At 62.1% G+C, this 23,365-nt stretch carries 27 protein-coding genes and 2 pseudogenes; 15 read left to right on the forward strand and 14 right to left on the reverse strand.

Going from position 1 to position 23,365, the window contains the following annotated elements; translation table 11 throughout:
- The 7 genes from MXAZACID_RS20190 to queE all read right to left on the reverse strand — a co-directional run.
- Nucleotides 1-216 (reverse strand): translation initiation factor IF-2 associated domain-containing protein (locus MXAZACID_RS20190; RefSeq protein ID WP_008495173.1); only part of this gene is annotated, 216 nt, incomplete at its 3' end.
- 62 nt (nucleotides 217-278) lie between these two features.
- Nucleotides 279-914 (reverse strand): RNA-binding protein, encoded by a 636-nt coding sequence (locus tag MXAZACID_RS14300; RefSeq protein WP_008495174.1) that lies wholly within the window; start codon nucleotides 912-914, stop codon nucleotides 279-281.
- Entirely contained in the window at nucleotides 898-2,415 is a 1,518-nt protein-coding gene (nusA, locus tag MXAZACID_RS14305) for a transcription termination factor NusA (protein WP_008495175.1), read from the reverse strand. The genes MXAZACID_RS14300 and nusA overlap by 17 nt, the downstream gene beginning before the upstream one ends.
- Before the next feature lie 8 nt (nucleotides 2,416-2,423).
- Nucleotides 2,424-2,948: a ribosome maturation factor RimP gene (rimP, locus tag MXAZACID_RS14310; RefSeq protein WP_039885406.1), complete on the reverse strand. Its 525-nt coding sequence runs from the start codon at nucleotides 2,946-2,948 to the stop codon at nucleotides 2,424-2,426.
- 117 nt (nucleotides 2,949-3,065) lie between these two features.
- Nucleotides 3,066-3,770 (reverse strand): 7-cyano-7-deazaguanine synthase QueC, encoded by a 705-nt coding sequence (queC, locus tag MXAZACID_RS14315; RefSeq protein WP_008495177.1) that lies wholly within the window; start codon nucleotides 3,768-3,770, stop codon nucleotides 3,066-3,068.
- Complete coding sequence (locus MXAZACID_RS14320) at nucleotides 3,770-4,141, reverse strand: 6-carboxytetrahydropterin synthase (protein WP_008495178.1); 372 nt, start codon at nucleotides 4,139-4,141, stop codon at nucleotides 3,770-3,772. The genes queC and MXAZACID_RS14320 overlap by 1 nt, the downstream gene beginning before the upstream one ends.
- The gene (gene queE / locus MXAZACID_RS14325; protein WP_008495179.1) at nucleotides 4,141-4,776 is read right to left on the reverse strand and encodes a 7-carboxy-7-deazaguanine synthase; all 636 of its coding nucleotides are present in this window, start codon (nucleotides 4,774-4,776) and stop codon (nucleotides 4,141-4,143) included. Before queE ends, MXAZACID_RS14320 begins: the two co-directional genes overlap by 1 nt.
- Nucleotides 4,777-5,151: 375 nt before the next feature.
- Between queE and MXAZACID_RS14330 the strand changes: the two genes are divergently transcribed.
- Nucleotides 5,152-5,673 carry a DUF2867 domain-containing protein gene (locus MXAZACID_RS14330; protein ID WP_008495180.1) on the forward strand — a complete coding sequence of 174 codons (522 nt, stop codon included), beginning with the start codon at nucleotides 5,152-5,154 and terminating at the stop codon, nucleotides 5,671-5,673.
- A 25-nt stretch (nucleotides 5,674-5,698) separates the two neighbouring features.
- Here the strand turns inward: MXAZACID_RS14330 and MXAZACID_RS14335 are convergent, their stop codons facing one another.
- On the reverse strand, nucleotides 5,699-6,643 hold the full coding sequence (locus MXAZACID_RS14335; protein ID WP_008495182.1) for a GlxA family transcriptional regulator: 945 nt from the start codon (nucleotides 6,641-6,643) through the stop codon (nucleotides 5,699-5,701).
- Nucleotides 6,644-6,722: 79 nt separating this feature from the next.
- Here MXAZACID_RS14335 and MXAZACID_RS14340 point away from each other — a divergent pair, with 79 nt between their 5' ends.
- Together MXAZACID_RS14340 and MXAZACID_RS14345 are read left to right on the forward strand one after the other, a co-directional pair.
- Nucleotides 6,723-7,406: a DJ-1/PfpI family protein gene (locus MXAZACID_RS14340; RefSeq protein WP_008495183.1), complete on the forward strand. Its 684-nt coding sequence runs from the start codon at nucleotides 6,723-6,725 to the stop codon at nucleotides 7,404-7,406.
- A gap of 27 nt (nucleotides 7,407-7,433) precedes the next feature.
- Nucleotides 7,434-8,177, forward strand: coding sequence for an SDR family oxidoreductase (locus tag MXAZACID_RS14345; RefSeq protein ID WP_008495184.1), 744 nt, complete (start codon nucleotides 7,434-7,436; stop codon nucleotides 8,175-8,177).
- A 46-nt stretch (nucleotides 8,178-8,223) separates the two neighbouring features.
- On the opposite strand, the gene MXAZACID_RS14350 is transcribed toward MXAZACID_RS14345, so the two are convergent.
- From MXAZACID_RS14350 to MXAZACID_RS14365, 4 genes are all read right to left on the reverse strand, one after another.
- Entirely contained in the window at nucleotides 8,224-9,642 is a 1,419-nt protein-coding gene (locus tag MXAZACID_RS14350; RefSeq protein WP_008495185.1) for a DHA2 family efflux MFS transporter permease subunit, read from the reverse strand.
- Between the two features lie 3 nt (nucleotides 9,643-9,645).
- Nucleotides 9,646-9,975: a hypothetical protein gene (locus MXAZACID_RS14355; protein WP_008495186.1), complete on the reverse strand. Its 330-nt coding sequence runs from the start codon at nucleotides 9,973-9,975 to the stop codon at nucleotides 9,646-9,648.
- Nucleotides 9,976-10,041: 66 nt separating this feature from the next.
- Nucleotides 10,042-10,470, reverse strand: coding sequence for a MarR family winged helix-turn-helix transcriptional regulator (locus MXAZACID_RS14360; protein WP_008495187.1), 429 nt, complete (start codon nucleotides 10,468-10,470; stop codon nucleotides 10,042-10,044).
- Between the two features lie 97 nt (nucleotides 10,471-10,567).
- Entirely contained in the window at nucleotides 10,568-11,266 is a 699-nt protein-coding gene (locus MXAZACID_RS14365) for a DJ-1/PfpI family protein (RefSeq protein ID WP_008495188.1), read from the reverse strand.
- Between the two features lie 81 nt (nucleotides 11,267-11,347).
- On the opposite strand from MXAZACID_RS14365, the gene MXAZACID_RS14370 reads away from it, so the two are divergent.
- Nucleotides 11,348-12,292: a GlxA family transcriptional regulator gene (locus MXAZACID_RS14370; protein ID WP_008495189.1), complete on the forward strand. Its 945-nt coding sequence runs from the start codon at nucleotides 11,348-11,350 to the stop codon at nucleotides 12,290-12,292.
- Between the two features lie 249 nt (nucleotides 12,293-12,541).
- On the opposite strand, the gene MXAZACID_RS18850 is transcribed toward MXAZACID_RS14370, so the two are convergent.
- Nucleotides 12,542-12,766 carry a hypothetical protein gene (locus tag MXAZACID_RS18850; protein WP_144052809.1) on the reverse strand — a complete coding sequence of 75 codons (225 nt, stop codon included), beginning with the start codon at nucleotides 12,764-12,766 and terminating at the stop codon, nucleotides 12,542-12,544.
- Between the two features lie 316 nt (nucleotides 12,767-13,082).
- Here MXAZACID_RS18850 and MXAZACID_RS18400 point away from each other — a divergent pair, with 316 nt between their 5' ends.
- From MXAZACID_RS18400 to MXAZACID_RS14390, 6 genes and pseudogenes are all read left to right on the forward strand, one after another.
- Nucleotides 13,083-13,172, forward strand: coding sequence for a KGG domain-containing protein (locus tag MXAZACID_RS18400; protein ID WP_083878787.1), 90 nt, complete (start codon nucleotides 13,083-13,085; stop codon nucleotides 13,170-13,172).
- 63 nt (nucleotides 13,173-13,235) lie between these two features.
- A complete protein-coding gene (locus MXAZACID_RS14375; RefSeq protein WP_008495191.1) occupies nucleotides 13,236-13,739 on the forward strand; it encodes a ferritin-like domain-containing protein in 504 nt (167 codons plus the stop codon).
- A gap of 65 nt (nucleotides 13,740-13,804) precedes the next feature.
- Nucleotides 13,805-14,695 (forward strand): SDR family oxidoreductase, encoded by an 891-nt coding sequence (locus MXAZACID_RS14380; protein ID WP_008495192.1) that lies wholly within the window; start codon nucleotides 13,805-13,807, stop codon nucleotides 14,693-14,695.
- A gap of 205 nt (nucleotides 14,696-14,900) precedes the next feature.
- Nucleotides 14,901-15,143, forward strand: coding sequence for a hypothetical protein (locus tag MXAZACID_RS14385; protein ID WP_144052810.1), 243 nt, complete (start codon nucleotides 14,901-14,903; stop codon nucleotides 15,141-15,143).
- 5 nt (nucleotides 15,144-15,148) lie between these two features.
- Nucleotides 15,149-15,310 (forward strand): hypothetical protein, encoded by a 162-nt coding sequence (locus MXAZACID_RS19430; RefSeq protein ID WP_205619812.1) that lies wholly within the window; start codon nucleotides 15,149-15,151, stop codon nucleotides 15,308-15,310.
- A 414-nt stretch (nucleotides 15,311-15,724) separates the two neighbouring features.
- Nucleotides 15,725-17,725, forward strand: a pseudogene (locus MXAZACID_RS14390) (FdhF/YdeP family oxidoreductase).
- Nucleotides 17,726-17,960: 235 nt separating this feature from the next.
- On the opposite strand, the gene MXAZACID_RS19435 reads toward MXAZACID_RS14390, so the two are convergent.
- A complete protein-coding gene (locus tag MXAZACID_RS19435; protein WP_168118443.1) occupies nucleotides 17,961-18,125 on the reverse strand; it encodes a hypothetical protein in 165 nt (54 codons plus the stop codon).
- Nucleotides 18,126-18,410: 285 nt separating this feature from the next.
- Here MXAZACID_RS19435 and MXAZACID_RS20500 point away from each other — a divergent pair, with 285 nt between their 5' ends.
- The 5 genes and pseudogenes from MXAZACID_RS20500 to MXAZACID_RS14415 form a co-directional block, all read left to right on the forward strand.
- On the forward strand, nucleotides 18,411-18,626 hold the full coding sequence (locus MXAZACID_RS20500) for a DUF2934 domain-containing protein (protein WP_144052811.1): 216 nt from the start codon (nucleotides 18,411-18,413) through the stop codon (nucleotides 18,624-18,626).
- Nucleotides 18,627-19,563: 937 nt separating this feature from the next.
- Nucleotides 19,564-20,724 (forward strand): paraquat-inducible protein A, encoded by a 1,161-nt coding sequence (locus MXAZACID_RS14400; protein WP_083878792.1) that lies wholly within the window; start codon nucleotides 19,564-19,566, stop codon nucleotides 20,722-20,724.
- Nucleotides 20,721-22,376: an intermembrane transport protein PqiB gene (locus MXAZACID_RS14405; protein ID WP_008495200.1), complete on the forward strand. Its 1,656-nt coding sequence runs from the start codon at nucleotides 20,721-20,723 to the stop codon at nucleotides 22,374-22,376. The genes MXAZACID_RS14400 and MXAZACID_RS14405 overlap by 4 nt, the downstream gene beginning before the upstream one ends.
- 2 nt (nucleotides 22,377-22,378) lie before the next feature.
- On the forward strand, nucleotides 22,379-22,942 hold the full coding sequence (locus MXAZACID_RS14410; RefSeq protein WP_008495201.1) for a membrane integrity-associated transporter subunit PqiC: 564 nt from the start codon (nucleotides 22,379-22,381) through the stop codon (nucleotides 22,940-22,942).
- Nucleotides 22,939-23,365: pseudogene (locus MXAZACID_RS14415) on the forward strand (lysylphosphatidylglycerol synthase domain-containing protein); the annotation flags it as partial. The gene MXAZACID_RS14410 and the pseudogene MXAZACID_RS14415, both read left to right, overlap by 4 nt.

Here is a 23,365-nt window from a genome sequence, read left to right on the forward strand (position 1 = left end):
CGGCGCGGCCGGTGCCGTGCTGGCGGGCGCCGCACCGGCGGGCGCCGGGGCGCCGCCGCGCTTCTTGCGAACTTCTACCTGCACAACCTTTGTGCGGCCATGGGAAAAGCTCTGCCGCACCGATCCGGCATCGACCGTATGCCCGGCATCCGCGCGCGCGGCGGGGCGCAGCGAGAGCCTGCCCTTGGTTTCATTCTGGTCGTTGCCGTCACTCATGCCTAATCCGGTCCAATCTTCACATCGCGGCCGGATTTGACCCCGGCCTTGTTGGTTGGGCTCTACTGCCCGCTTACGCTTTCCTTCGCAACACCCCGCAGGCGCTGCGCCTCGATTTCGATCATGTGGGCGAGGCGCCCCGGTGCCACCACAACGTGCACCGTATGCTCCCGGCCAAAGATCCGGCCCAGCGCGGCGGCGGAAAGAACCGCCAGCTGGGGAATGGGCCGTCCGCCCGCGAAACGGGCGCGCTCCTCGGCGCTGCCATCGGCGGCCTGGACGATGATCCCGGCCCGGCCTGCCTGCAGCCATTCCCGGGCCTTCTCAAAGCCGGAGATCGCGGCACCGCTGCGCCGGGCCAGGCCCAGCAGATCGGTGATGCGCCGGGTCAGCGCGGCTTCCACCTGGGCGCGCAAATCCGGCGGGGCTTTCACCGCGCAGCGTGCGGCGCGTGAGAATACACCACGCCGGACCGCTAAATCTAGCACATCCGCGTCCGCGCTCAACCAGAGTCCGCGTCCGGGCAGGGTTGCGCCGGGGTCGAACACCAGGGTTGCGTCAGGTGCCGCCACGAAACGCAGCAGCGCCTCACGCGGCCCCTGGGTGCGGGTGACCAGACAACGCCGGAGCGGCCCGCGCTCCGGCTCATCGGCCAGGATCTCTTCCGGCGCGGTTTGGGGGTCAGGCTGCGTCGCCATCCTCCCCTTCGAACCAATGGGCGCGGGCGGCCATGATGATCTCATTGGCCTGCTCTTCGCTCATGACATCCTCGCCGAGGATCTCCACCAGCTCGTCGCCGGCCAGATCGGCCAGATCATCCAGCGTCTTCACGCCTTTCTCGCCCAGCGCGATCAAATCCTTGGCGGAGAAGATCTCGATGGCGGCGACATCGTCGGTCACGCCCAGCTCGACGCGCTTTTCCTCCAGCTCGGCGGCCTGGCGCTCGAGATGGGTGGTGGCGCGGCGCACCAGCTCGCCGGCGACGTTTTCATCGAAGCCCTCGATGGTGGCGACCTCTTCCAGCGGGGTGGTGACCAGATCCTCGATCGTCTCGAAACCTTCCTGCACCAGCAGGCCGGCGATCATGTCATCCACATCCAGCCCGGCCACGAACAGGCCGGTCTTGCGGCGGAACTCTTCCTGGCGGCGCTCGGATTCCTCGGCTTCCGTCAGGATGTCGATATCCCAGCGGGTGAGCTGCGAGGCCAGGCGCACATTCTGGCCGCGGCGGCCGATGGCCAGCGAGAGCTGGCTGTCCGGCACCACCACTTCAACGCGGCCGGCTTCCTCATCCATCACCACCTTGGAGACCTCGGCCGGGGCCAGCGCGTTCACCACAAAGGTGGCGACATTGGGGGACCAGGGAATGATGTCGATCTTCTCGCCCTGCAGCTCGGCCACCACCGCCTGCACGCGCGAGCCGCGCATACCCACGCAGGCGCCGACCGGGTCGATCGAGGCGTCGCGGGAGATCACCGCCATCTTGGCGCGCGAGCCGGGATCGCGGGAGACCGCCTTGATCTCGATGATGCCGTCATAGATTTCCGGCACTTCCTGCGCGAACAGCTTGGCCAGGAAGCCGGGATGGGTGCGCGAGAGGAAGATCTGCGGGCCGCGCGGCTCCTCGCGCACATCATAGATATAAGCGCGCACGCGGTCGCCATTCTTCAGGTTCTCGCGCGGGATGCACTCATCGCGGCGCAGCAGCGCCTCGGCGCGGCCGAGATCGACCATCAGATTGCCGTACTCGGTGCGCTTGACCACACCGTTGATGATCTCGCCGACACGGTCCTTGAACTCGTTGAACTGCTTGGAGCGCTCATATTCGCGCACGCGCTGCACGATCACCTGCTTGGCGGTCTGCGCGGCGATGCGGCCGAAATCGATCGGCGGCAGCGGGTCGATCAGGAAGTCGCCGATCTCTTTCTCGGGGGCGAATTTCTTGGCGATGGCGACGGGGATCTGGGTTTCCTCGTTTTCCACCGTCTCGACGATCTCGGTCCAGCGGGAGAGGCGGACATCGCCGGTCTTGCGGTCGATGACGGCGCGGATATCCTTCTCATGCCCGTATTTGGCGCGGCCGGCCTTCTGGATGGCCTGCTCCATCGCTTCCAGAACGTCCTCGCGTTCGATCTGCTTTTCCCGGGCCACGGCGTCCGCGACGAGCAGCAATTCCGGGCGGTTGACGGAGGTGTCCATGCGATCCTCTAGTTTGTCACTTTGGGGTGGGTGGTGAAGGCGATCAGCGCGTCGGTGAGGACGAGCTTGGCCTTGCGGATATTATCACGGGCGATCTCGACGGTCTCGCCATTTTCCAGGGTGAGTTTCGCGGTGGTGGCATCGGCGCCGGCCAGCTTGCCGGTATAGCGCTTGCGGTTCGCCGCATCCGGGAAATTCAGCTCGATGCGCGCATCGAACCCGGCATAGGCGTTGAAATCCTTGGCGCGGGTCAGCGGCCGGTCGATGCCGGCGGAGGAGACCTCCAGCGTCCAGGCGCTGTCGATCGGGTCTTCCACGTCCAGCACGGCGGAGAGCAGGCGGGAGATTTTCTCGCAATCCTCCACCGTGAAGCCGGTGCCATCGGCGCGGTCGGCCATGATCTGCACGGTGGGGGTCTCGGTGCCCATCACCTGCACGCGCACCAGCTCATAGCCCTGGGCTTCCAGCGGCTCGACGATCATGTCGGCAATGCGGCCTTCCAGGCCGGTATGGGTCGGGCGGTTATCTGACACGTAAAATCCAATAAAAAAGGCGGCCGGTTAGGGCCACCCTGTGAAACAGCGGGTTTTGTTGGCGCTTATGTACGCCCGGGGGGGAGAAAGGGCAAGGGGGATTCGCATGGGTGGCGCTCAGACCGCCTCGGCCCAGAATTTTTCCCAGCCCTGGGCGCGCAGGTCGCAGGCCGGGCATTTGCCGCAGCCATAGCCCCAGCGATGCAGCGTTGAGCGGTCGCCGTTGTAGCAGCTATGCGAGCCGGTGCGGATGGTCTCAACCAGCCCGTCCCCGCCCAGCTCCTGGGTCAGCGCCCAGGTTTGCGCCTTGTCCAGCCACATCAGCGGGGTATGCAGCACGAAGCGGCTTTCCATGCCGAGATTGATCGCCGCCTGCAGCGCCTTCACCGTATCGTCCCGGCAATCCGGGTAGCCGGAATAATCCGTCTCGCAGACGCCGGTGACGATATGCTTGATCCCGCGCCGATAGGCGATGGCGGCGGCGAAGGTGAGGAACATCAGGTTGCGGCCGGGCACGAAGGTGCTGGGCAGGCCGTTCTCCTGCATGGTGATCGCCGAGTCCTGGGTCAGCGCGGTGTCACTGATCTGGCCCAGCACGGAGAAATCCACCAGATGATCCTCGCCCAGCCGCGCCGCCCAACCGGGGACGAGCCTGGCCATCGCCTCGCGCAACGGCAGGCGGACATCCAGCTCCACCCGGTGGCGCTGGCCGTAATCAAAGCCCAGCGTCTCCACCCGGCCATAGCGGGCCAGCGCCCAGGCCAGGCAGGTGGCGGAATCCTGGCCGCCGGAGAACAGCACCAGGGCGGCGTTCTGGTCCATCATGCCGCCTCCGGGCCGTAATAGGCGCAGCGATCCTGGTTGGAGGCGCGCGAGATGGTCACACGATACAAGGCCGGGCAGGCGGCGGCGAGGCGCGTCCAGATCCAGGCGCAGAGATTTTCCATGGTAGCGGGGCCGAGATCCGGCACCTCATCGAGGAAGCGATGGTCCAGCCCGTCGCGCACCTCCTCCAGCAGCCGGGCCAGCAGCCCGACATCCATCACCATGCCGCTCGCCGGGTCCGCCTTGCCGCGCAATGTCACCTCCGCAAGATAGGTATGGCCGTGGATGCGCCGGCTCGGGTCGGTTTCGATCTTGCGCTCCAGCGTGTGCGCGGCATCGAAGATGAATTGCTTGCTGAGCTCGTACATCAGCGGATTCCCAAAAATTTATGCGTCTGCAGCGAGAGGCGCCAGCGCGGATGCGCCATGCAATAAGCCACCGCCGCCGCAGTATTGGCGGCCTGGTCGGGGCCGTCCATCGGCTGCAGCAGGAAATGCCGGAAGGCCAGCCCCTCGAAGCGCGCCGGGAGGGCGTCCGGCTGCGGGAAAACCAGCTTCAGCTCGTCGCCGCCCGCAACCGCCAGCACCGCGCCGGCCTTGGGGCTGACGCAGAGCCAGTCCACCCCGGCAGGCGGGGCGATGGTGCCGTTGGTTTCCACCGCGATCTCGAACCCCGCCGCATGCAGGGCATCGACCAGAGGTGTATCGAGCTGCAGCAGCGGCTCGCCGCCGGTGAGCACGACCAGCCTGTCCTCCGGCTGGTCCTGCGACCAGGCGGCGGCGATGGCGGCGCTGAGATCGGCGGCATCGGCGAAGCGGCCACCACCGGTGCCGTTGGTGCCGATGAAGTCGGTGTCGCAGAAGCGGCAGATCGCCGTGGCGCGGTCTTCCTCGCGGCCTGACCAGAGATTGCAGCCGGCAAAACGGCAGAACACCGCCGCGCGGCCGGCATTCCGGCCCTCGCCCTGCAAGGTGTAGAAGATTTCTTTAACGCTATAGGCCATGGCTGCGGCGTGGGGATTATAGCCGGGCGGCCCGCATGGCAATGCCGCTTACGCGAAACCCTGCCCCGCTGTGGCAAAGCCCTCAGCGCAATAGCTGTTTAGATTGACGCGGCAGCGTCGAGATAGACACGTGAAGCTGCTGGGCAAAACCTGGTCGAGCGAGGGGGGTTACCCATCTCGCCCTAGCAATAAAGTCGTAATTTTCTCTTGCGGCGGCGCCTGAGTTCCGAATCTTGGGGTTACCCCGACTCAGGTTTCATGGAAGGCTTTGCGCCTGTTGAGGGGACGCTGGAATTGCGGGCGGGGATCGATGCAATGCGTCGCGCGCCGGGCCGTCGCTGGGCGGTCGATACAACAATGGCAAGGAAAGAGCCCATGAGAATAATCGTCAGGCAGGTCGCGTGCCCGCAGGAGAGCATGATCGCAGACTGGGTGCCAGGTGCTGATCTTGCGGATGCCTTCGCCGTGGAGTTGAGCGGAGAGGATGCGGCGCGGGGCATCGAGGCTCTCGCCCGCAGCACGCTCGGCCACCCGGCCCCGTGGTTCCGGGCTCTGCTGTCGATCCGCGACCAGGTCGTCCGTCCGTTTGGCATCAAATCCTCGCGTCAATTGCGGGAGCAGGCCGTGGCAGGCGGGGCGGGGTACATCGATTTCTTCCGGGTCAGGTCAAGATCGCGCGACGAGGTTGTGCTGGGTGAGGATGATCGGCATCTCGATTTCCGGGCCTCGCTGTTAATCCGGCCGCGGCATGATGGCGAGGGGGCGGAGCTTGTCGCGACGACCGTGGTGCGTTGCCACAATCTTGTCGGCAGGGCCTATTTGTTGGCGATCGCCCCGTTTCATCGGCAGGTCATCCGCTCCAACCTCTCTGCCGCCGCGGCGCGCGGCTGGCGGTAATGCGGCCGGGCGGGCGAGCGCCGGCTCAGTCCAGATTTTGTCGCGCGGCTCGACGGATGGCCTGTGGTGGGATGCCATGGAGCTTGACGAATGCACGGCGCATGCGCTCGGGATCGGTAAATCCCACGGCGCGCGCAATCTGCTCCACCGGTTCGGCACCCTCCCGCAACCGCACACGCGCAGCTTCGACGCGCAACCGCTCAACGGCCCGGGCCGGCGTTTCACCGGTCTCTCGGCGGAACGCGCGGCTGAATTGCCGCGGGCTGAGATGCACGGCCTCGGCCAGGCGCTCCACGCCCAGCGGCTCGGGCAGATGATCGCGTGCGAAGGCAAGCGCCAGGCGGATGCGGTCGGTTGCCGGTTCCATCTGCGATAATGGCGAGAATTGCGATTGTCCGCCGGAGCGTCGATGATAAACGACGAGCTCGCGGGCGACCTCGCGCGCCATCTCGACACCATGGTCAGCCTCGATCAGAGCCAAGGCGAGATCGATGCCCGCGGTGATCCCCGCCGATGTCCAGACATCGCGATCGGCTATGAAGATGCGATCGGCCTCGACCCTGACAGCCGGGTATTCCCGCTGCAGCAGATGCGCGACCCGCCAATGGGTCGTCGCCCGGCGCCCCGCCAGCAGCCCCGCCTCCGCCAGCAGGAACGCCCCCGTGCAGACGCTGGCGACACGCGCGGCCTTTGCGGCCAGCGCGCGCACGGCGGCAACTTCGCCGGGCGCCCGCATCGGCGCGATGTCGCCGCCGACGACGATCAGCGTGTCCAGCGCGACGCCTTTCGGGGCACGGCTTTCAACCATGGCCCCACCACTGCCGCGCACCTTGCCGCCGGCCCGCGACAGGACCTCCAGAGCGTAAAGCGGCCGGTCGGCAATCCGGGCGACCGCTTCGAACGCGCCGAACGGCCCGGCGAAATCCAGGATCTGATGGCCTGGATAGAGAAAGAAACCGATATGATGCATGACGTCTTAAATTAAGGGATATATGTCATTTATGCCAATGTCTTTTTCCGTCACTGTCGTTGGCGAAAGGAGATCCGCCATGACAAATGTCGTCATCCCCCTCTATGAAGGGGTGACACCGCTCGATTTTACGGGCCCCTATCAGATCCTCCGCGTCCTGCCGGAGATGGATATCCAGCTCGCCGCGCTCAGCCAGAAAGAGATTGTCGCGGACGGCCTCACTTTTGGCGCGCTGCAAGATCTGGAGAGGATAGACTCCTGCGACGTTCTCCTCGTCCCCGGTGGCCTTGGCTGTATTGCGGCGTTGGAGACGCCCCGGTTTCTCGCCGAAATCCGGCGGCTTGGTGCAAGCGCTGGATATGTTACCTCGGTTTGCACCGGCTCGCTGATCCTCGCCGCGGCGGGGCTGCTGGATGGCCGCCGCGCGGCCTGCCACTGGGCCTTTCGAACGCTTCTGTCCGCCTTTGGGGCGATCCCGGATGCTGGCCGGGTGGTGCGTGACGGCAACCGTATCAGCGGCGGCGGGGTGACCGCCGGCATGGATTTTGCCCTCTCCCTGATTGCCGAGCTGCGGGGAGAGGAAGCCGCACAGGGCGCCCAGCTTCTGCTGGAATACGCGCCAGAACCACCCTTCGCGGCGGGGTTGCCGGAGATGGCGCCGCGGCCGGTCCTGGAGGCCGTCAATGCCCGTCTCTCCACCGCGCTTGCCGATGCCGAACGGCGCATCGCGATCGTCGCCGCACAGCTACGGCCAGCCGGTTGAGAGATTGGCTTAGAAAGGACCACGGAAATGAGACTGAAGAATAAAACCGTCCTGATCACCGGCGGCACCAGTGGCATTGGCCTGGCCACCGCCAAGCTCTTCCTCCGCGAGGGCGCGCGCGTGGCCGTTACCGGGCGCGATACCAGCCGCTTCGCGGCGGTGCGCGCCGAGCTCGGCGAAGAGGCGCTGATCCTGCGGGCCGACGCCCGCTCGGTCGCGGATATGCAGGAGGTCAGCAAGGACGTCGCGAAAGCCTTTGGTGAACTCGATGTCTTCTTCGCCAATGCCGGCATCGCCTATGGCACCCCGCTCGCCGAGACCGATGAGGCGCGCTATGATGAGATAATGGATATCGACGTCAAGGGCGTCTTCTTCTCCATGCAGGCCGTGGCGCCGATTTTGCGCCCTGGCGCTTCGGTCATCCTGAGCACCTCCTTCATCATCCATGTCGGCCGGCCCGGCCTTTCCCTGCTCTCGGCCGCCAAGGCCGCCGTGCGGTCCCTCGCACGAACCTGGTCTCGCGAATTTCTGGATCGCAAGATCAGGGTCAACACGATCTCTCCTGGCTTCATCGACACACCCCTGATCAGCCGGCATCGCAGCCCGGAAGAGCTTCAGGCGTTCCGCGACAAAGCCGCTGCGACGGTGCCCGTCGGCCGTATGGGGACAGCGGAGGACATTGCCGCCGCGGCGCTCTATCTGGCCAGCGATGAGTCCAGCTATGTCGTCGGCGCGGAGCTGGTCGTGGATGGCGGTGTCTCGCAGATTTGAGGCTGAGCCATGGTAGCAGGCGAAATACCCGCAAGCGTCTCCTCGATCATTCGGCACGCCTGACATCGTCCAAATGGCGCGGCAAACGGCATGCGGCGAGGAAAACAGCGACCTGAAATATGCAAAGAAGCAGAAAGGCCCAGGCGTAGGCGGTCGCCACCGCCGGGCCGGAACCATGCGCCCCCAGCCTCCAGGCGAGGAATGTCGCGCAAAGCGTTGTCATGATCGGCCCGCCGAGGCGCTGAGCGATGTTCAGCGAGGTGGTTGCCATGGGCAGATCTTGCTTGGGAATAGCGGCATATGCGGCGGTCATGGATGGCAAGCCGACGGCGCTCATGCCCAAGCCCCGCAGGAACAGCGTGGGGATTAGTATGAACAGGTTGAGCCCATGGAGCGCCAGATAAAGAAACGCCAGCGTGGCGATGCAACCCAGCAGCGCACCGCCCGCCGATAGGGCGCGGATGCCAAACCTGTCGGTCAGCGCACCCATCTGCGGATAGGTCACCATCATGCCCAGCCCGAGCGGCGCCAGCATCCAGCCCATCTCGGCCGGCGCGCGGCCGCATGCCTGAATCAAAAAGGCGGGGATGAGCATCTGCCCCGCGAACTGCACGCCGTTCGAGAGGGACTGCGTCACGATTGCGGCCGAAAACACCCGGATCTTGAACAGCCGCAGATCAACCAACGCCGCATCGCCTTTGCGCCGCGCCGTCCAAAGAAAGCCGGCAATCATGATGATACCGGCAGCGAGGGTCGCCCGGCCCGTCATCCGACCGATCTTGTCCGCGCCGTAGAGGCACAGCGCCAGTCCCGGCGAGAGCAATGCAAGGCCAAGCCAGTCCAGCTTCTTGCGGGTGACCTCTTCCCGGTCTCGCGGCAGGAACAGAATGGCCAACAGGAAGGCGAGCGCGCCGACGGGCAAATTGACCAGGAAAAGCCAGCGCCATGACGCATATTGCAGGATGGCGCCGGCAATGATCGGGCCAAAGACCGGCGCCAGCAGAACCGGCAGCGCCATGTACCCGGCCACACGCGCCATGTGCCTGCCGGCTGCCTTGGCGATCATCATCTGCGCCATGGGGGCGAGGAGCCCGCCGCTGATGCCCTGAAAAACGCGGAACGCGATCAAGCCATCCGCCGACCAGGCCAGCCCGCACAGCGCCGAGGACAAGGTGAAACCCGCGAAACACCAAAGGTAAAGCGATTTCGCGCCGATGCGGCCGACCAGCCATCCGTTCAACGGCAGAGCCAGGGCCAACGCCAGCAGATAACCGCTGGTGACCCACTGAATGATTGAAAAACTTGCGTGCAGATCTGCAGCCAGGCTCGACAGGGAGACATTGACGATGGTGGCATCGAGTTGCGCCAGCAGGCCCCCAAACAAGGCGACGGCGGCAATTCTCCATACCTCGGGATCGAGCTGCGTATCCTTCGCGACATCTTCCGGGGCCGGGCCTTGGGGCATGCGTTATGATTGCTTGGGCGAATGGCCACCGTGGAAACGCCCGAATGTGCGGGCGGAAAACAGGCCGATCAGCAGCACGCCCGCGCCGGCGGCGATGACCTGATCGGCGGCATGCAGATTGAAATTGCCGACGCGAATAAGGAGCAGATAGGCCAAGACAAGGTTCGCAAATCCCCAAAGGACATTGACGGTGGAGGAGGAAAGCCCCTGTCCCGGCGGCTTGGCGAACGGGCTTTGAAAGGCCTGCCCCATCGTGCCGCTGACAAAATGCGGAACGGCATTGGCGAGAAATATGCCCCCGAACAGGTAAGATATGTCGTGCAGCCAATTCATGAATGCCGGCTCCTTGTCAGACGATAAATGCTGGGCGCCAAGCTGCGGCTGGGCCCGTGCTGCGACCTATTCCGCCTCACCCAGACGCTTGATCAGCGTCACGGCGGACATGAGCGTCTCCCGTTCTTCGAGGGTGAGTCTGGCCATGGCTTCGAGCAGCCATTTCTGTTTCGCGGCACTGCGCCGATGCCGCGCCTGAATGCCGGCCTCCGTCAAAGCGAAAAGGATCTGCCGGCCATCGGTTGGATGCGGTTGGCGCGAGACCAGCCCCTCGCCCTCCAATTCCGCGAGAGTGGCACCCATGGATTGCGGTTTGACCCCCTCGGCCCGCGCGAGATCGGCTGTCGTCATCGGGCCGGCTTTATCGAGCCGTGCCAGTACCATGGTCTGTGACCATGTCAGCCCGTCCGGGTTGGTGTCGGCACGCAGGCGCCGCAAAAGCTGGCCGACCGCCAGCGAAAGCTCCGTAACGGCGGTTTCGAGAGGCGCGGGCATGCCGGAAGATCGATCCATGCCCTCACCCTTACATAAAAACAGCTAAACTTGCAAGTTTAACTACTAAATATGCTATGCCACGCAAGCGACGATTATGTCATGCCCGCCCGATACCAAGGCGGTTGGCGGCTTCACGCGCTTCCGCCTCGCGGCGCGGCAGAATATCCGCCATCAGCGCCCGATACGCCGCCAGGATCGCGGCCGGGGCGGTTTCCGGCCGCCCCGCGTCGAACGGTGGCGCGGGGGCATATTCAAGCCCGAGCTGAATGATCTGTGCCTGCTCCACGCCCCCGATCTCGGCCAGCACCGCCAGCGCGAAATCGATGCCCGCCGTCACCCCGCCACCGGTTATGATGTTTCCATCACGCACGACGCGTCCGTCATCGGCAATCGCGCCAAACAGCGGCAGAAGATGACGCCACGCCCAGTGGCAGGCGGCCCGCCGGCCAACCAGCAGACCGGCAGCGCCGAGGATCAACGAGCCGGTGCAAACCGAGGTGACATAGCGCGCGGCCAGTCCCAGCCGCCGGATCTCGGCAATGAAGGCCGAATCCAGCGCCGTGGCCGTCGTACCGCGGCCGCCCGGCACACAAATCAGATCGCAGGCCTCAATCTCCGCCAGCCGCCTGGTTCCAGCAAAGATCAAGCCCTCGCTCAGCACGTCACCCCCGGCGGGGCTGGCGATGATCACCTCGCTATCGGGCCAGCGCACGAAAAACTGATGCGGCCCGGTGAAATCAAGCTGGGTCATGTCGGGATAGATGGCGAAGACGATGCGGAATGGCGGGTTGTTCATGACAGGCTCCTGATGCTGACGAAACCATGCCCGAACTGGCCGATTGACCAAATGACAATGATCCCTCATTTTCTGACAGCGATGAAGACTATTGCCCTCTTCCTCTTCGAGGATTTCCAGATCCTTGACGCCGCCGGCCCGACCGCCGTGTTCGAGATCGCCGAGCGGCTCGCGCCCGGCTCCTATCGCCTCCAGCTCATCTCGATGCATGGCGGCGCGGTCCGCAGTTCGTCCGGCCTCGCCCTCGACAGCCTCCGGGCCGATGACGCGCCGGCCATGGACACGCTGATCGTGGTCGGCGGCAATGGCAGCCGACGGGCGATGCACCATCATGAGAACACCGCCTATCTTCGCAGCCGCGCCCGGGATACGCGGCGTCTCTGCAGCGTCTGTTCAGGTGCGTTTCTGCTGGCCGCGGCGGGGCTGCTCGACGGCAAACGGGCAACGACCCACTGGCATCGGGCGGAAGAATTGCAGCGCTTGTTTCCGGCCATACGGGTCGAAGCCGATCGCATCCATGTCCGAGACGGCACGATCTGGACGTCCGCCGGCATCAGCGCGGGAATCGATCTGGCCCTGGCGCTGGTCGCGGAGGATCTGGGAGAAGCGGTCGCAAAACATGTCGCGCAACAGATGGTCGTCTATTACCGCAGGCCAGGCGGGCAATCGCAATTTTCCGCGCTGGCCGAACTGGGCAGCAATGCCACGCCCTTCGCGCCCTTGTTGGATTACATGCGCGCCCATCTTTCCGAGCGCCTGACCGTGGAACGGCTCGCGGCATACATGGCGATGAGCCCGCGCAACTTTGCCCGCGCCTTCACGCGCGAGATCGGGATCAGCCCGGCCAGGGCCGTGGAACGGTTAAGGCTTGAAGTCGCCCGAGAGCGTGTCGAGTCCTCCCGCGAGCCGATCGAACAAATCGCGGCATCAACGGGATTTCACGACCCAGAACGAATGCGCCGGGCATTCGTTCGCCATTTCGGCCAGCCCCCGCAGGCGATGCGCCGCGTTTGCGCATACGGCTGAGCACGACTTGGTTTTCTCTCGGGTGGTTCCAGTAGGATTCCGGAGGTAGTTTTGGGATGGCGGCATCTGGACTCAGAAAACCCGCTGGATCTCTAATTCAAAGAACTGATGGCTGGTTTCGCGAGTACGATTTGAACATGTGACCTTCAGGTTGCCGACCTCCTGCATAACAAGTGGAGGCACGACCGAAGGTGGAGGCAGGCTATTTCTGACCGCTGCTGGCAGTGCCATCGCCGCCATTATTTCCGGTCATGCCATTTGAAGAGCCGGAATCCACCCCGCCGGAGGGCGGCGCCGCATCCTGAGGCTTTCCAGTTTGCCGCATTTCATGGGGCTTTTTGTCGTTTCAGGATGCGGCACCTTCGTGGTGGTGCTGGTCGCGTCCTGATTGGGCGAGGTCAGGGGTTGCGCCATAACCGGATGGCAGTTCGCCGCTAACAGAGCCAGAGACGCAGCAAACATAAATTTTATCATGATCGAAGCTCCTTCGCGGTACCGAAGCCTGAGCATAGGAAAAATTGAGCGCCTAACGAGTAAAAATTGAATGTCCAGAATCACATGAACATCGCATCGGCCTGCACCGCGTTGAAAGCCGCCTCACAAACATTGATTTCATGACAGCCGAACTAACCTCACCAGACTTTTCATAGGTTTATAGCAGAGGTTTTCCTGGGTATGGTTAAAAGCCGTATGTTAATTCCAGCCTCTGTTGCAATCTCTTCGATAACTTCCAACCTCCCGCTTGTCAGGCGGCGTGCTGCCTCTGACGATAACAGAACGGAGAAACGCTATGGCTGAAAAACATAATTCAAATCCTGGAAATTTCGCCAATGACCGCGAGCGTTCGTCCGACGCCGGCCGCAAGGGCGGCTCGCACTGACCCAGGACCGATCGGGAGCGTGTCGCGCGCTCCCGATCCCTCATCGCCACCAGGAGAACGACAATGGGCCTTTTCACCACCCCGATCAAAACGCTTGATGACCTGTATCTGCATACGCTGCGCGATATCTATTATGCGGAGCACCAAATCATCAAGGTATTGCCGACGATGATCGAAAAATCCAATAATGAGGCGTTGAAAACCGCGCTGTCGACACATTTCACCGAAACGCAGGAACAGATCAAACGGCTTGAGACAGTGTTCCAGCTTCTCAATACCGAGGCGAAGGGTGTGACCTGCGAAGCCATCGAAGGCATTATCGCCGAAGCCAAGCAGGTGATGAGCGATGTTGGCGACCCCGACGTGCTGGACGCGGCGATCGCCTCGGCGGCGCAGGCTGTCGAGCATTACGAGATCAGCCGCTATGGCACATTGATCGCCATGGCGAAACGCCTGGACCGCGATGAATCTGTCGGCCTGCTGGAGGTCACGTTGCAGGAAGAGAAACACGCCGATCACAAGCTGACCGAAGTCGCTGAGCGCGAGGTCAACAAAAAGGCGGCCTGACAAGTGCGGGTTCGGCACGAGGCTAAACCTCCTTTAACAGGCTCTGAAAAGAGAAACGAAGCGCCGTGAATCAGTACAACATGAAAGACCCGGCAGCCCAATATCCGAAGCCTGAGTTTGAGAGGCAGCCCCAATCTCCGCCTGGTCTCGCGGCTGATATGGTGCCAAAGCCGGATCACGGCGAGCGCAGCTATGAGGGTTTCGGGAGGCTGAAAGGTCGAAGGGCGCTGATTACCGGCGGCGATAGCGGCATCGGGCGGGCAATCGCAATTGCTTTTGCACGCGAAGGCGCCGACATCGCGATCAACTACCTCTCTGCCGAGGATGAGGATGCGGCGGAAGTAAACCGCATCCTCACCGAGGAAGGGCGGAATATCACGCTTTTACCAGGCGATTTATCGGATGGGGCATTTTTCCTAAAACTCGTGGAAGACGCCATTCAAGCGCTGGGCGGGCTGGATATTCTGGTCAATGTTGCCGGTAAGCAAGTCTATGTCGAACAGATTTCGGGTTTGACCACGGAGCAATTCGATAAGACCTTCAGGACCAATGTCTATGCGATGTTCTGGCTCTGCAAGGCGGCTCTCCCCGCCATGCCGCCTGGAAACACAATCATCAATACAACCTCGATCCAGGCCTACAAGCCGTCGCCGGGGCTGTTGGACTATGCCTCGACAAAAGCGGCGATTGCAGCGTTTACTCACGGCCTGGCCACACAGGTGGCTGAGAAAGGGATTCGGGTAAATGCCGTGGCTCTGGGCCCCGTCTGGACGCCGCTGCAGCCAAGCGGTGGCCAACCGCAGGAAAAGGTCCAGGCGTTTGGCGCCGAAGTACCGATGAAGCGTCCGGGCCAGCCGGCGGAACTTGCGCCGGTTTACGTGTTGCTGGCCTCGCAGGAATCAAGCTTCGTCACCGGAGAAATTTATGGTGCCACCGGCGGCGGACACTTGCCTTAATCGAAGGGAGCTGCGTCATGGTCCAGAACCGGACAACGGCCAACGAGCCGGTAGGCGATATCGATCCTGGTTGCATACATCCGTCCAAACCCGTCAGACCCCCTGCAAGGCCCCCCGAAGCACAGCACACCGAGACGGGGGACCGCAATGCCATGAAAGACAAGCCGCCCCGCACGGGTCATGAGCAGGGGGGTAAGGATAAAACATGACCAGATTGCCGATGCTGCTAACGGTGGCTTTGCTGGCGGCGCTCACATTGTCCGCCTGGGGCGAATCCGAAGATAATCCTCCCTTTTCTGAGAAGGATTGGGATTTCATCACGGCGGCTTACAATCTCAGCCCCGATCAAATCCATTTGGCTGATATGGCGGAAAAAGCAGGAGGTGAAAAATCCCGTTCCCTGGCGGACAAGATCGCACCCGAGCATAAAAAAATCACACCATTTTAAGAGGCTTGGCGCACACGAAAGTGGGAAGCGCGACCGCGGTGCCGCTGAGTGGCCAGCATCCAGCGACGGACGCCTTGCGAGACAAGACCGGGCAGCAGTTCGACCGCGCCTACATCGCGACGGCGCGGGAGGTGGAGCAGAAGGAGATCGCGCTTTTCTATAAATAGGCTGCGGCAGGGCATAACCATACGCTTAGACGTTTCGCTGACTCCGAGCTACCAGCGCTACGGTCCAATCTCGAACTTTTACAGGAAAAACGAAACTGAACAGACATTCAACGGAGGTATTCCATGAGACGCGGCGCGCGTATCAAACCCTATAAGAATGCGTCTGGCGGCTGGGGTTCGGTTCATTCCCTCGGCAATATTCTGCTGCGCGAACATGTTCCCCTAAAAGCGCGGCCTGTTCTCAGCCGCCAGAACAAGCCTGATGGCTTTGCCTGCGTGAGCTGCGCCTGGGCGAAGCCTGCAAAGCCTCATCTGTTTGAGTTCTGCGAGAACTGCGCCAAGGCGACCGCATGGGAGATCACTCGTAACCGCGTGGAGCTAGAATTTTTTCGCAAACATTCCGTGACCGCGCTGATGGAGTGGAGCGATTTTCAGCTGGAGCAGGCCGGCCGCCTTACCCATCCGATGCGGATCCGGGCGGGGCAAAATCATTATGAAGAGGTCTCCTGGGAAACCGCTTTCGCGGAGATCGGCCAGCTTCTGAAGGGCTACGATCGGGATTCCGTTGTATTTTACACATCCGGCCGCGCGTCGTTGGGGACCTCATATCTGTATAGCCTGTTTGCCCGGGCCTACGGCACAAATAATTTGCCTGACAGCTCGAACATGTGTCACGAAACGACATCCGTTGCGTTGACCAAATCCATTGGCGTGCCGGTTGGAACCGTTACGCTTAAAGATTGTTAGCATACCGATCTGATCTTCTTTTTTGGCCAGAATACCGGCACAAACAGCCCGCGCATGCTGCATCAGCTAGAGGACGCGCGCCGGCGAGGCGTGCAGATCATAACCTTCAACCCGCTGCGCGAATGTGGGCTGGAGCGCTTCGCAAATCCACAATCACCGGCAGAGATGCTGATAAAGCCCGCTACACAGATCAGTACACAATATCACCAATTAATGATCGGTGGAGATGCCGCAGCTCTTATGGGGTTGTGCAAGGCGGTCATTGAGATGGATGATAATGCGCAGGCAATGGGCAGTGCTCGCGTAATCGATCATGAGTTCATCGAAGACCATTGCGCAGGATTTGATAAGTTTGCCGCTGCGGCGCATGAATATGATTGGGATGACATCGTCCGCCGCTCCGGATTATCGCGCACAGCCATCGAAGCTGCCGCAGTCGTCTACACGCGCGCCCCGCGCGCCATGGCGTGCTATGGTATGGGCCTCACCCAGCACAAAAACGGTGTCGAGACAATTCAGCTCCTTGTTAATCTCCTGCTTTTGCGCGGGAATATCGGTCGGCGGGGTACGGGTATCTGTCCGGTGCGGGGTCATTCCAATGTGCAAGGTCAACGCACTGTCGGGATCAGCGAGAAACCAGAACTGGTCCCGCTTGATCGGCTCGAGGCTCAGTATAGATTTGCAGCGCCTCGAAAAAAAGTCCTGAATATCATTGAGGCATGCGAAGCGTTGGTGAACGGTAAGCTGCAGGCAGTATTTCAACTTGGCGGCAATCTTGTCCGCTCCGTACCGGACCGCACGCGAATCGAACCTGCTTGGCAGGAATTGCCGCTCAGTGTCAGCATTGCCACCAAGCTCAACCGCAATCATCTTATTCATGGCAAGGTCGGATATATCCTGCCCTGCCTCAGCCGGAGCGAGGAGGATATCCAGCCTTCCGGCCCGCAGGCTGTATCCGTCGAGGACAGTATCGCCTGCATCCATGGCTCGCGCGGGCGCCAACCGCCGGCGAGTCCAAACTTGTTGTCCGAAACAAGGATTATTGCCGGCTTAGCGAAAGCCACGCTGGCGCCCAACCCCCTTATGGACTGGGAGGGCTGGGCCGATGATTATTCCAGGATCCGCACAGCACTCGGTGAAACCTACCCGGAGATTTTCCACGATATGGAGCGCCGCATGTGGCAGCCGGGCGGTTTTCCCAGACCGATCAAGGCCCGCGAGCGCATCTGGCAGACCGAAAGCCAACGGGCAAATTTCATCACACCGGAGGGCCTTAAGGAAGATCCTCATCCGCAGGATAGCCACCGTGACGTGTTTCGGATGACGACGTTACGGAGCAATGATCAGTTCAACACCAATATCTATGGCTATAATGACAGGTTCCGCGGTATCAAGGGTACTCGCATGGTGGTGCTGCTGAACCGTGACGACATGATCCGGCTCGGTATCGACGAAGGCGACATGTTGATGCTTGAGACGGTTTGGGATGACGGGATTGAGCATAAAATGAGTAGATTCCGTGCCACCGGTTACGACATCCTGCCTGGTTGCTGCGCCTCTTACTATCCAGAAGCCAACGCGCTGATGCCATTGTCGCATTATGCAGCGCGCAGCTTCACGCCAGCGGCGAAATCAATTCCGATCAGGGTCATCAAGCTCTCCAACTAAACTCACGCTAAAATGAAGAACGAGCCGAAGGCGGAACACAGCTTTATTGCGATGGCGGGGATTCGGCCAACCCGTCATTTTCATTCATGGCTGGTTGCGCGGCGTTTGATATATAGATCCTCGTCATCAGCGGCACCTGAAAGGGAAGGGTATCGCTTCAACTTTTACACTGTAGCCACTGAACCGCTATGCATCGACGATGCGGAAGATAACACGAAGGACCAATGTGTTTCGGCTATTTTTCTTCCGGGAGATCTTCCATGGCGCGGTCCAGAGCAGCTCCAACCAATTCGCTCGCCCATTCATTGATGAGGAATTTCAGCGTTTCCTCCTGCACCCCCTGCCGCCATTTTGTTCCAAAATGGCCGTCCAGACGGAGGATTAATTCATCGGCATACATCTGTTGCTCCTGTCAAAAGCATGATGGTTATTTTATTTAACGTGTGACCCGCTATTAACTGTTCTGCGTACGAATGTTTCGTTAAGTTATATCCGGCGCATTATTTAGGGATCGGACCACAGCGTCTATCTTTCAGTCGCACAGGCTTCACATTCTTTGCGTATAAAAGGTGTCGCATTTCATTTCTCCCTGCCCTTGGCGGCCTTGTGGCGAAAAGCCAAGCGCTGCCCGCAGCGCGGTCTACTAGATTACTATACCATATCTCACTCTTGAAAGGAATATATCTTGTCAGATGACCGAAATGACCGCGAGAAGGACATTGAGCAAATTGCTTGTCATTTTTGGAATGACGCGGGTCGTCCTGCGGGCAGGGACCTGGAGTTCTGGCGGCAGGCAGAAGCAGAATATAGCCGGCGCGTTTCGAAACAGAATCAGGGCCATATGGTTGAGAAAGCTGGTGAAGACAGTTTTCCAGCGAGTGATCCGCTCAATCACATGTAGCTGGAGCATGATGAAGAATTTTTTCCATCGCTCGTAACCCGGAAAATTCGGCTTGATGATTGTTTGCGGCCACGGCAGTTTAAAAGTGAGTTTGATATCCGGCTTATAATGGCTGGCGTTAATTGGATCTCCCGCTGTCTCCAAAGCTATGCAGATGCAAAAAATGTTAGCCTTTTGGCGACGTCTCGTACCAAACCATCCGCAGCGGTATCGTCTCTGCCCCCGGGGCCTTGGCTTGCCGGAGGCAGCGATTGACGTGCTTGAGGTCGCAGATTTTGTCGAATTCTTCCCGGATTATTACGTTGCCGTGGACGTCTATCAGTTCATATACGATAGCCATATCCGCCTCCGAGTAAAGGTGACTCTTTGGGCATAAGATTATCCTTTGCTTTGCATTTTTTGGCAACCCACAATTTTACAGCAATTTCATGAACTCGAATATTCATAGAACAAATTTTTAATGGTTTACGGCGGCGTTTTGTAGCTTAATTGCTGGAGTAATTTTGAGCTCCTCGTCTTTCACGTGTTCAGTACCGCAAAACCAAGACAAAACTCCACGCTGCCAAGATCTTTGCACGACTCAAATATCCCCGGTCTTTTATCTGATGGATCGAGGTATTTGATTATGCCAAATTTTCTAGAGTCCCGCTTTCGCCTTCACCTTGTCTTTTAGTTCCTCGTGCGGTCATCAGGCTCTTCCCGGCTTAGTGAGAGTATCGAATCGTCTTGTTTTTCACAGCTCTTGGCGGCGAGGCCTTCCAGTTCAGCTCTATGGCTTGTCGGGTGTCATAAAATTAAACTTCAGCCCCATTCTTATTGTCGCCAAAGCACCAAAATCTCGGGAAGTCTAACGGAATATGATAACGTGTCGTCATTTGCTGCGTGCAAAACCGAATTGGAGTTCGTTGGCTGCCGCGATTGCGGACAAATTCAGTCAATGGCCGATGTTGCGTATGGCGGCTCGCTGCGTTGTGTCCGGTGCGGCCACACTCTGGAGCGATTGAACGGGCGCAGCCTCACCTTGGCTTTCGCCTGTAGCCTGGCGACCTTACTGCTGCTATTTCCCGCCAATCTGCTGCCGATCCTGCAGGTCAATATCCTCGCCGCAACCAACCATAGTTATATCGCTTCCGGCGTCGTCGGAATCTGGGCGCAGGACTGGCCAGTGGCCGCCATCGTCATCGGGCTGGAGATCATCGCTCTGCCCTTTTTGCGCTTTGGTCTGCTCAGCCTGGTGCTGGGCATGCTTTGGCTTGGCCGACCGGCTTCGTGGCTCGGGCGTGGGTTTCGCTGGGCGGAGCGGCTGGATAACTGGGCGATGATGGATGTTTTCGTCTTTGGCGGCTTCATCGGCTATGAGCGTGTGGTGCAGGAGTTGCCGGTGCGGATTCTCCCCGGCGGCTATTGCGTTATTGCTGCGGCCTTCCTGTCCCTGGTGACCCGCGCCGCGCTTGAGCGCCGGCAGATCTGGCGGCGCATCGGCCCCGTTGCCCGCGAGGCCGCGCCGGACATGATCTGCTGCACCAGTTGCGACCATCCAGCGCCGCCGCTGGCCGAAGGCCAACCTTGCCCGCGCTGCGGCGCAGCGCTGTGGCGCTGCCGGCCCTATGCGCCGATGCGCGCCATGGCTCTCACCCTGGCCGGCTTCGCCTTCTATCCGGTCGCTTATCTTTACCCGATGGAATCAAGCGACGTGCTGGGGGATCTTACCGGCTATTCCATTCTCACCGGCGTGCTGAAGCTGGTGCAGGCCAATCTGTGGATCTTCGCCGCGATCATCTTTTGCGCCAGCGTGCTGATCCCGCTGCTGAAACTCTTCGCATTTGCCTGGTTCGGGCTCTCCATTCAGCGCCGCTCCAGCGCCCGGCTGCGGCTGAAAACCCGGCTCTACCGGCTGATCAATACGATCGGCCGCTGGTCACATATCGATGTCTTCACCGTCTCGGTGTTTTTGCCGTTGATGCATCTTTCCGGGCTGCTGGCCGTTCTCGTCGGCAAGGCTCTGCCCGCCTTCCTGGCAGTGGTGGTGCTGACCATGCTGGCGGCCTCGCTGTTTGACCCGCGGGCGATGTGGCTGGCGGCGGAGCGGCGGGCATGAGCGAAAACCCACCACCGCCCGAACAGGCTGCATTCCGCCCCTCGAAATGGCCGGGGCTGATCTGGGCGGTACCGCTGGCGGCGGTGGGCATTATCGGCTGGCTGAGCCTCAGCGCCTTCGTGCATCACGGGCCGCGTGTGCGGGTGACGTTTCCGGTGACCGGCGGCTTGCGGGCCGGCACCACCAAGGTTGAGTATCAGGGCTATGTGGTCGGCCATGTCAGTGCCGTGCGGCTGGAGAAAGACCTGCAAAAGCTCCAGGTGACGCTGGATTTCGACAATCGCATGGCCGGGCATCTGGGGGCGGGCACGCGCTATTGGCTGGCTGGTACCAGCTTCAGCCTGGCGCATCTCAGCAACATCAAGGACATGGTCTCCGGTCCGGTGGTGATGCTGGACCCGCATGCCGGCGCCACGGTCACGCATGCCCAGGGGCTGGGGGCGCCGCCGGCATTGAGCGGCTCGCCGCCCGGCCTGTCCCTCACCCTCACCGCCGCGCGGCTGGACAATCTTTCCGCCGGCTCGCCGGTTTTCTTCAAAGGCTATCATGTCGGCCAGGTAACCAGCGTGGCGATGGCGCCGGATGGCGGGCATTTCAACATGGCCTTGTTCATCAAGGCGCCCTGGGAGGGGCTGGTCACCGCGCGGACGCGCTTCTGGAATGCTGGCGCGGTGCGCCTCTCCGCGGGTGGCGACGGGCCAGGGGTGCAATTACAATCCGTTCCGGCGCTGCTGATGGGGGCGGTGGCGTTCGAGACGCCTCCTGTCCCGGGCGCGGCGCCGGCAAAAACGGGCGCCACCTTCACGCTGTATGCCAGCAAGACGCAGGCGCAGGATGCCCCGGGGCCGGACGCGGTGCGCTACGCGGCAATTTTTCCCGGCGGGCCGCACGGGCTCAAGCCCGGCGCGCCGGTGCAGATCGAGGGGGCGCCGGCCGGCAGCGTCAGCGCTGTAGCCTTGCATTATGACGCGGGGCAGGGCGCGCTGCAGACGCGGGTGACCTTCAGCCTCTCCCCCGCGCGCGCCGGGGTGGCGGATGCGGCCGGGCTCAACGCCATGCTGGCGACATTGGTGGGCAAGGGGCTGCGGGCGGAGATGGGCAGCAGCGTGCCGGTGGTGGGCGGCAAGATCATCCAGCTGGAGATGGCCAAGGATGCGCCCCCGGCCCCAATCCAGCCCGGTACGCCGCCTCTGATCCCCAGCTTCGGTGCCGGCGGCGGCGATGTCAGCGGCGTCATCATCCAGCTCAACCAGGTGCTGGCCAGCGTCAACGGCATGCGGCTGGACCAGATCGCCGCCAATGTGCAGAGCGCCACCCGCCATATCGCCAGCCTCACCGGTTCGGCGCAGACCCGGCGCACGCTGCGCCATCTTGACCAGACGATGCGCCATATCGACGACATCACCCGCCGGGCCGATGCGCAACTGCCAGCCCTTCTCAGCGCGGTTCAACAAAGCGCCGATCAGGCCCAGCACGCGCTGCGCGATGCGCGGAACCTACTGGCGGCGCAGCGCCAGGGTAATGCGGCGGCGGATAGCGGCGACCTGCCGCAGACGCTTTACCAGCTGTCCGAGGCGGCGCGCTCGCTGCGCGCGCTCTCCGATTTTCTCACCAGCCATCCCGGCGCGCTGCTGACCGGGCGGGGGGATTGACGATGCGACGAACCGTACTGTTTCTGCTGCTCCTGCTTTCCGCCTGCGCCGGCAAGCCCACCACCTATCTGGCGCTCGTCCCGGTGCCGGGCGTGGCGCGGCCGGCCTGTGGGCTGAAGGCTCTCGCGGTCAGCGCCATCGACATTCCGCCGGCGATCGACAGGCTGCACCTGACCACCGGTGCGGCGCCGGGGGTGCTGCATGTCGCGGGCAATACCCAATGGGCCGGGCCGCTGGGGCCGATGGCGCGGATCGTGCTGGCGCAGGATCTGGCGGCACGGCTGACGCGCACGGATGTGCTGATGCCCGGCGACCCGCTGCCGCCAGAGGGCGCCGCCAGCCTGCAGGTAACGGTGCAGGAGTTCATGCCCGATGCGAAAGGCCAGGTGCGCCTGCGCGCGGACTGGACCGCGCTGGGCCCCGACGGGCAGCGGGTACTGGCGCAAGGCCGGTTTTCGCAGCGCTTCGATGGCGGCCAAGGGAGGGCTGACGAGGCGCGGAGCATGAGCCGCGCCCTCGGCGCCCTCGGCGACCAGATTGCCGCTCGGCTGGCGGGGCGGGTATGAGGAGGGGCATTGTCATCGCCTTGTTTCTCGCCGGGCTGGGGCTGGCCACGGCGGCGGTGCTTTGGCTGGGGGCTGGCAAGGTGCTGCATGCCTTGTCCACGCTCGGCCCAGGCGGGCTGGCGGCGATCCTGCTCTGGCAGCTGGCGGTGTTTATCATCCTGGCCGGCGCGTGGCGGGTGCTTCTTCCCGGCGCGCCGTTCTGGCTGACGGTCTGGGGCCGGCTGGTGCGCGAGGGCGGCGAGACTTGCCTGCCGTTCTCGGAGATTGGCGGGCTGGTATTTGGCACCCGCGCGGTGATGCTGGGCGGCGCCAGCCTGCCGCGCGCCGCTGCCTCCAGCCTTGCGGACATGATCTGCGAAGCGGCGGGGCTGGTGCCGTTTATCCTGATCGGGCTCGGGTTGCTGTTGGCGCGCGCCCCGCATA

The organism is Acidocella sp. MX-AZ02, from assembly GCF_000306035.1.
GTDB classification, from domain to species: domain Bacteria; phylum Pseudomonadota; class Alphaproteobacteria; order Acetobacterales; family Acetobacteraceae; genus Acidocella; species Acidocella facilis.

Bases quoted from the DNA above. Each gene is read 5' to 3' on its own strand.
- MXAZACID_RS14400 (WP_083878792.1), top strand. From the start codon at position 19,564: ATGGCCGATGTTGCGTATGGCGGCTCGCTGCGTTGTGTCCGGTGCGGC.
- queC (WP_008495177.1), bottom strand. From the start codon at position 3,770: ATGGACCAGAACGCCGCCCTGGTGCTGTTCTCCGGCGGCCAGGATTCC.
- MXAZACID_RS14345 (WP_008495184.1), top strand. From the start codon at position 7,434: ATGAGACTGAAGAATAAAACCGTCCTGATCACCGGCGGCACCAGTGGC.
- MXAZACID_RS18850 (WP_144052809.1), bottom strand. From the start codon at position 12,766: ATGATAAAATTTATGTTTGCTGCGTCTCTGGCTCTGTTAGCGGCGAAC.
- MXAZACID_RS14320 (WP_008495178.1), bottom strand. From the start codon at position 4,141: ATGTACGAGCTCAGCAAGCAATTCATCTTCGATGCCGCGCACACGCTG.
- MXAZACID_RS14355 (WP_008495186.1), bottom strand. From the start codon at position 9,975: ATGAATTGGCTGCACGACATATCTTACCTGTTCGGGGGCATATTTCTC.
- MXAZACID_RS14330 (WP_008495180.1), top strand. From the start codon at position 5,152: ATGAGAATAATCGTCAGGCAGGTCGCGTGCCCGCAGGAGAGCATGATC.
- MXAZACID_RS14335 (WP_008495182.1), bottom strand. From the start codon at position 6,643: ATGCATCATATCGGTTTCTTTCTCTATCCAGGCCATCAGATCCTGGAT.
- MXAZACID_RS18400 (WP_083878787.1), top strand. From the start codon at position 13,083: ATGGCTGAAAAACATAATTCAAATCCTGGAAATTTCGCCAATGACCGC.
- MXAZACID_RS14350 (WP_008495185.1), bottom strand. From the start codon at position 9,642: ATGCCCCAAGGCCCGGCCCCGGAAGATGTCGCGAAGGATACGCAGCTC.
- MXAZACID_RS19435 (WP_168118443.1), bottom strand. From the start codon at position 18,125: ATGTATGCCGATGAATTAATCCTCCGTCTGGACGGCCATTTTGGAACA.
- MXAZACID_RS14370 (WP_008495189.1), top strand. From the start codon at position 11,348: ATGAAGACTATTGCCCTCTTCCTCTTCGAGGATTTCCAGATCCTTGAC.
- nusA (WP_008495175.1), bottom strand. From the start codon at position 2,415: ATGGACACCTCCGTCAACCGCCCGGAATTGCTGCTCGTCGCGGACGCC.
- MXAZACID_RS14365 (WP_008495188.1), bottom strand. From the start codon at position 11,266: ATGAACAACCCGCCATTCCGCATCGTCTTCGCCATCTATCCCGACATG.
- MXAZACID_RS14405 (WP_008495200.1), top strand. From the start codon at position 20,721: ATGAGCGAAAACCCACCACCGCCCGAACAGGCTGCATTCCGCCCCTCG.
- MXAZACID_RS14360 (WP_008495187.1), bottom strand. From the start codon at position 10,470: ATGCCCGCGCCTCTCGAAACCGCCGTTACGGAGCTTTCGCTGGCGGTC.
- queE (WP_008495179.1), bottom strand. From the start codon at position 4,776: ATGGCCTATAGCGTTAAAGAAATCTTCTACACCTTGCAGGGCGAGGGC.
- MXAZACID_RS14385 (WP_144052810.1), top strand. From the start codon at position 14,901: ATGACCAGATTGCCGATGCTGCTAACGGTGGCTTTGCTGGCGGCGCTC.
- MXAZACID_RS14375 (WP_008495191.1), top strand. From the start codon at position 13,236: ATGGGCCTTTTCACCACCCCGATCAAAACGCTTGATGACCTGTATCTG.
- MXAZACID_RS14340 (WP_008495183.1), top strand. From the start codon at position 6,723: ATGACAAATGTCGTCATCCCCCTCTATGAAGGGGTGACACCGCTCGAT.
- MXAZACID_RS14300 (WP_008495174.1), bottom strand. From the start codon at position 914: ATGGCGACGCAGCCTGACCCCCAAACCGCGCCGGAAGAGATCCTGGCC.
- MXAZACID_RS14410 (WP_008495201.1), top strand. From the start codon at position 22,379: ATGCGACGAACCGTACTGTTTCTGCTGCTCCTGCTTTCCGCCTGCGCC.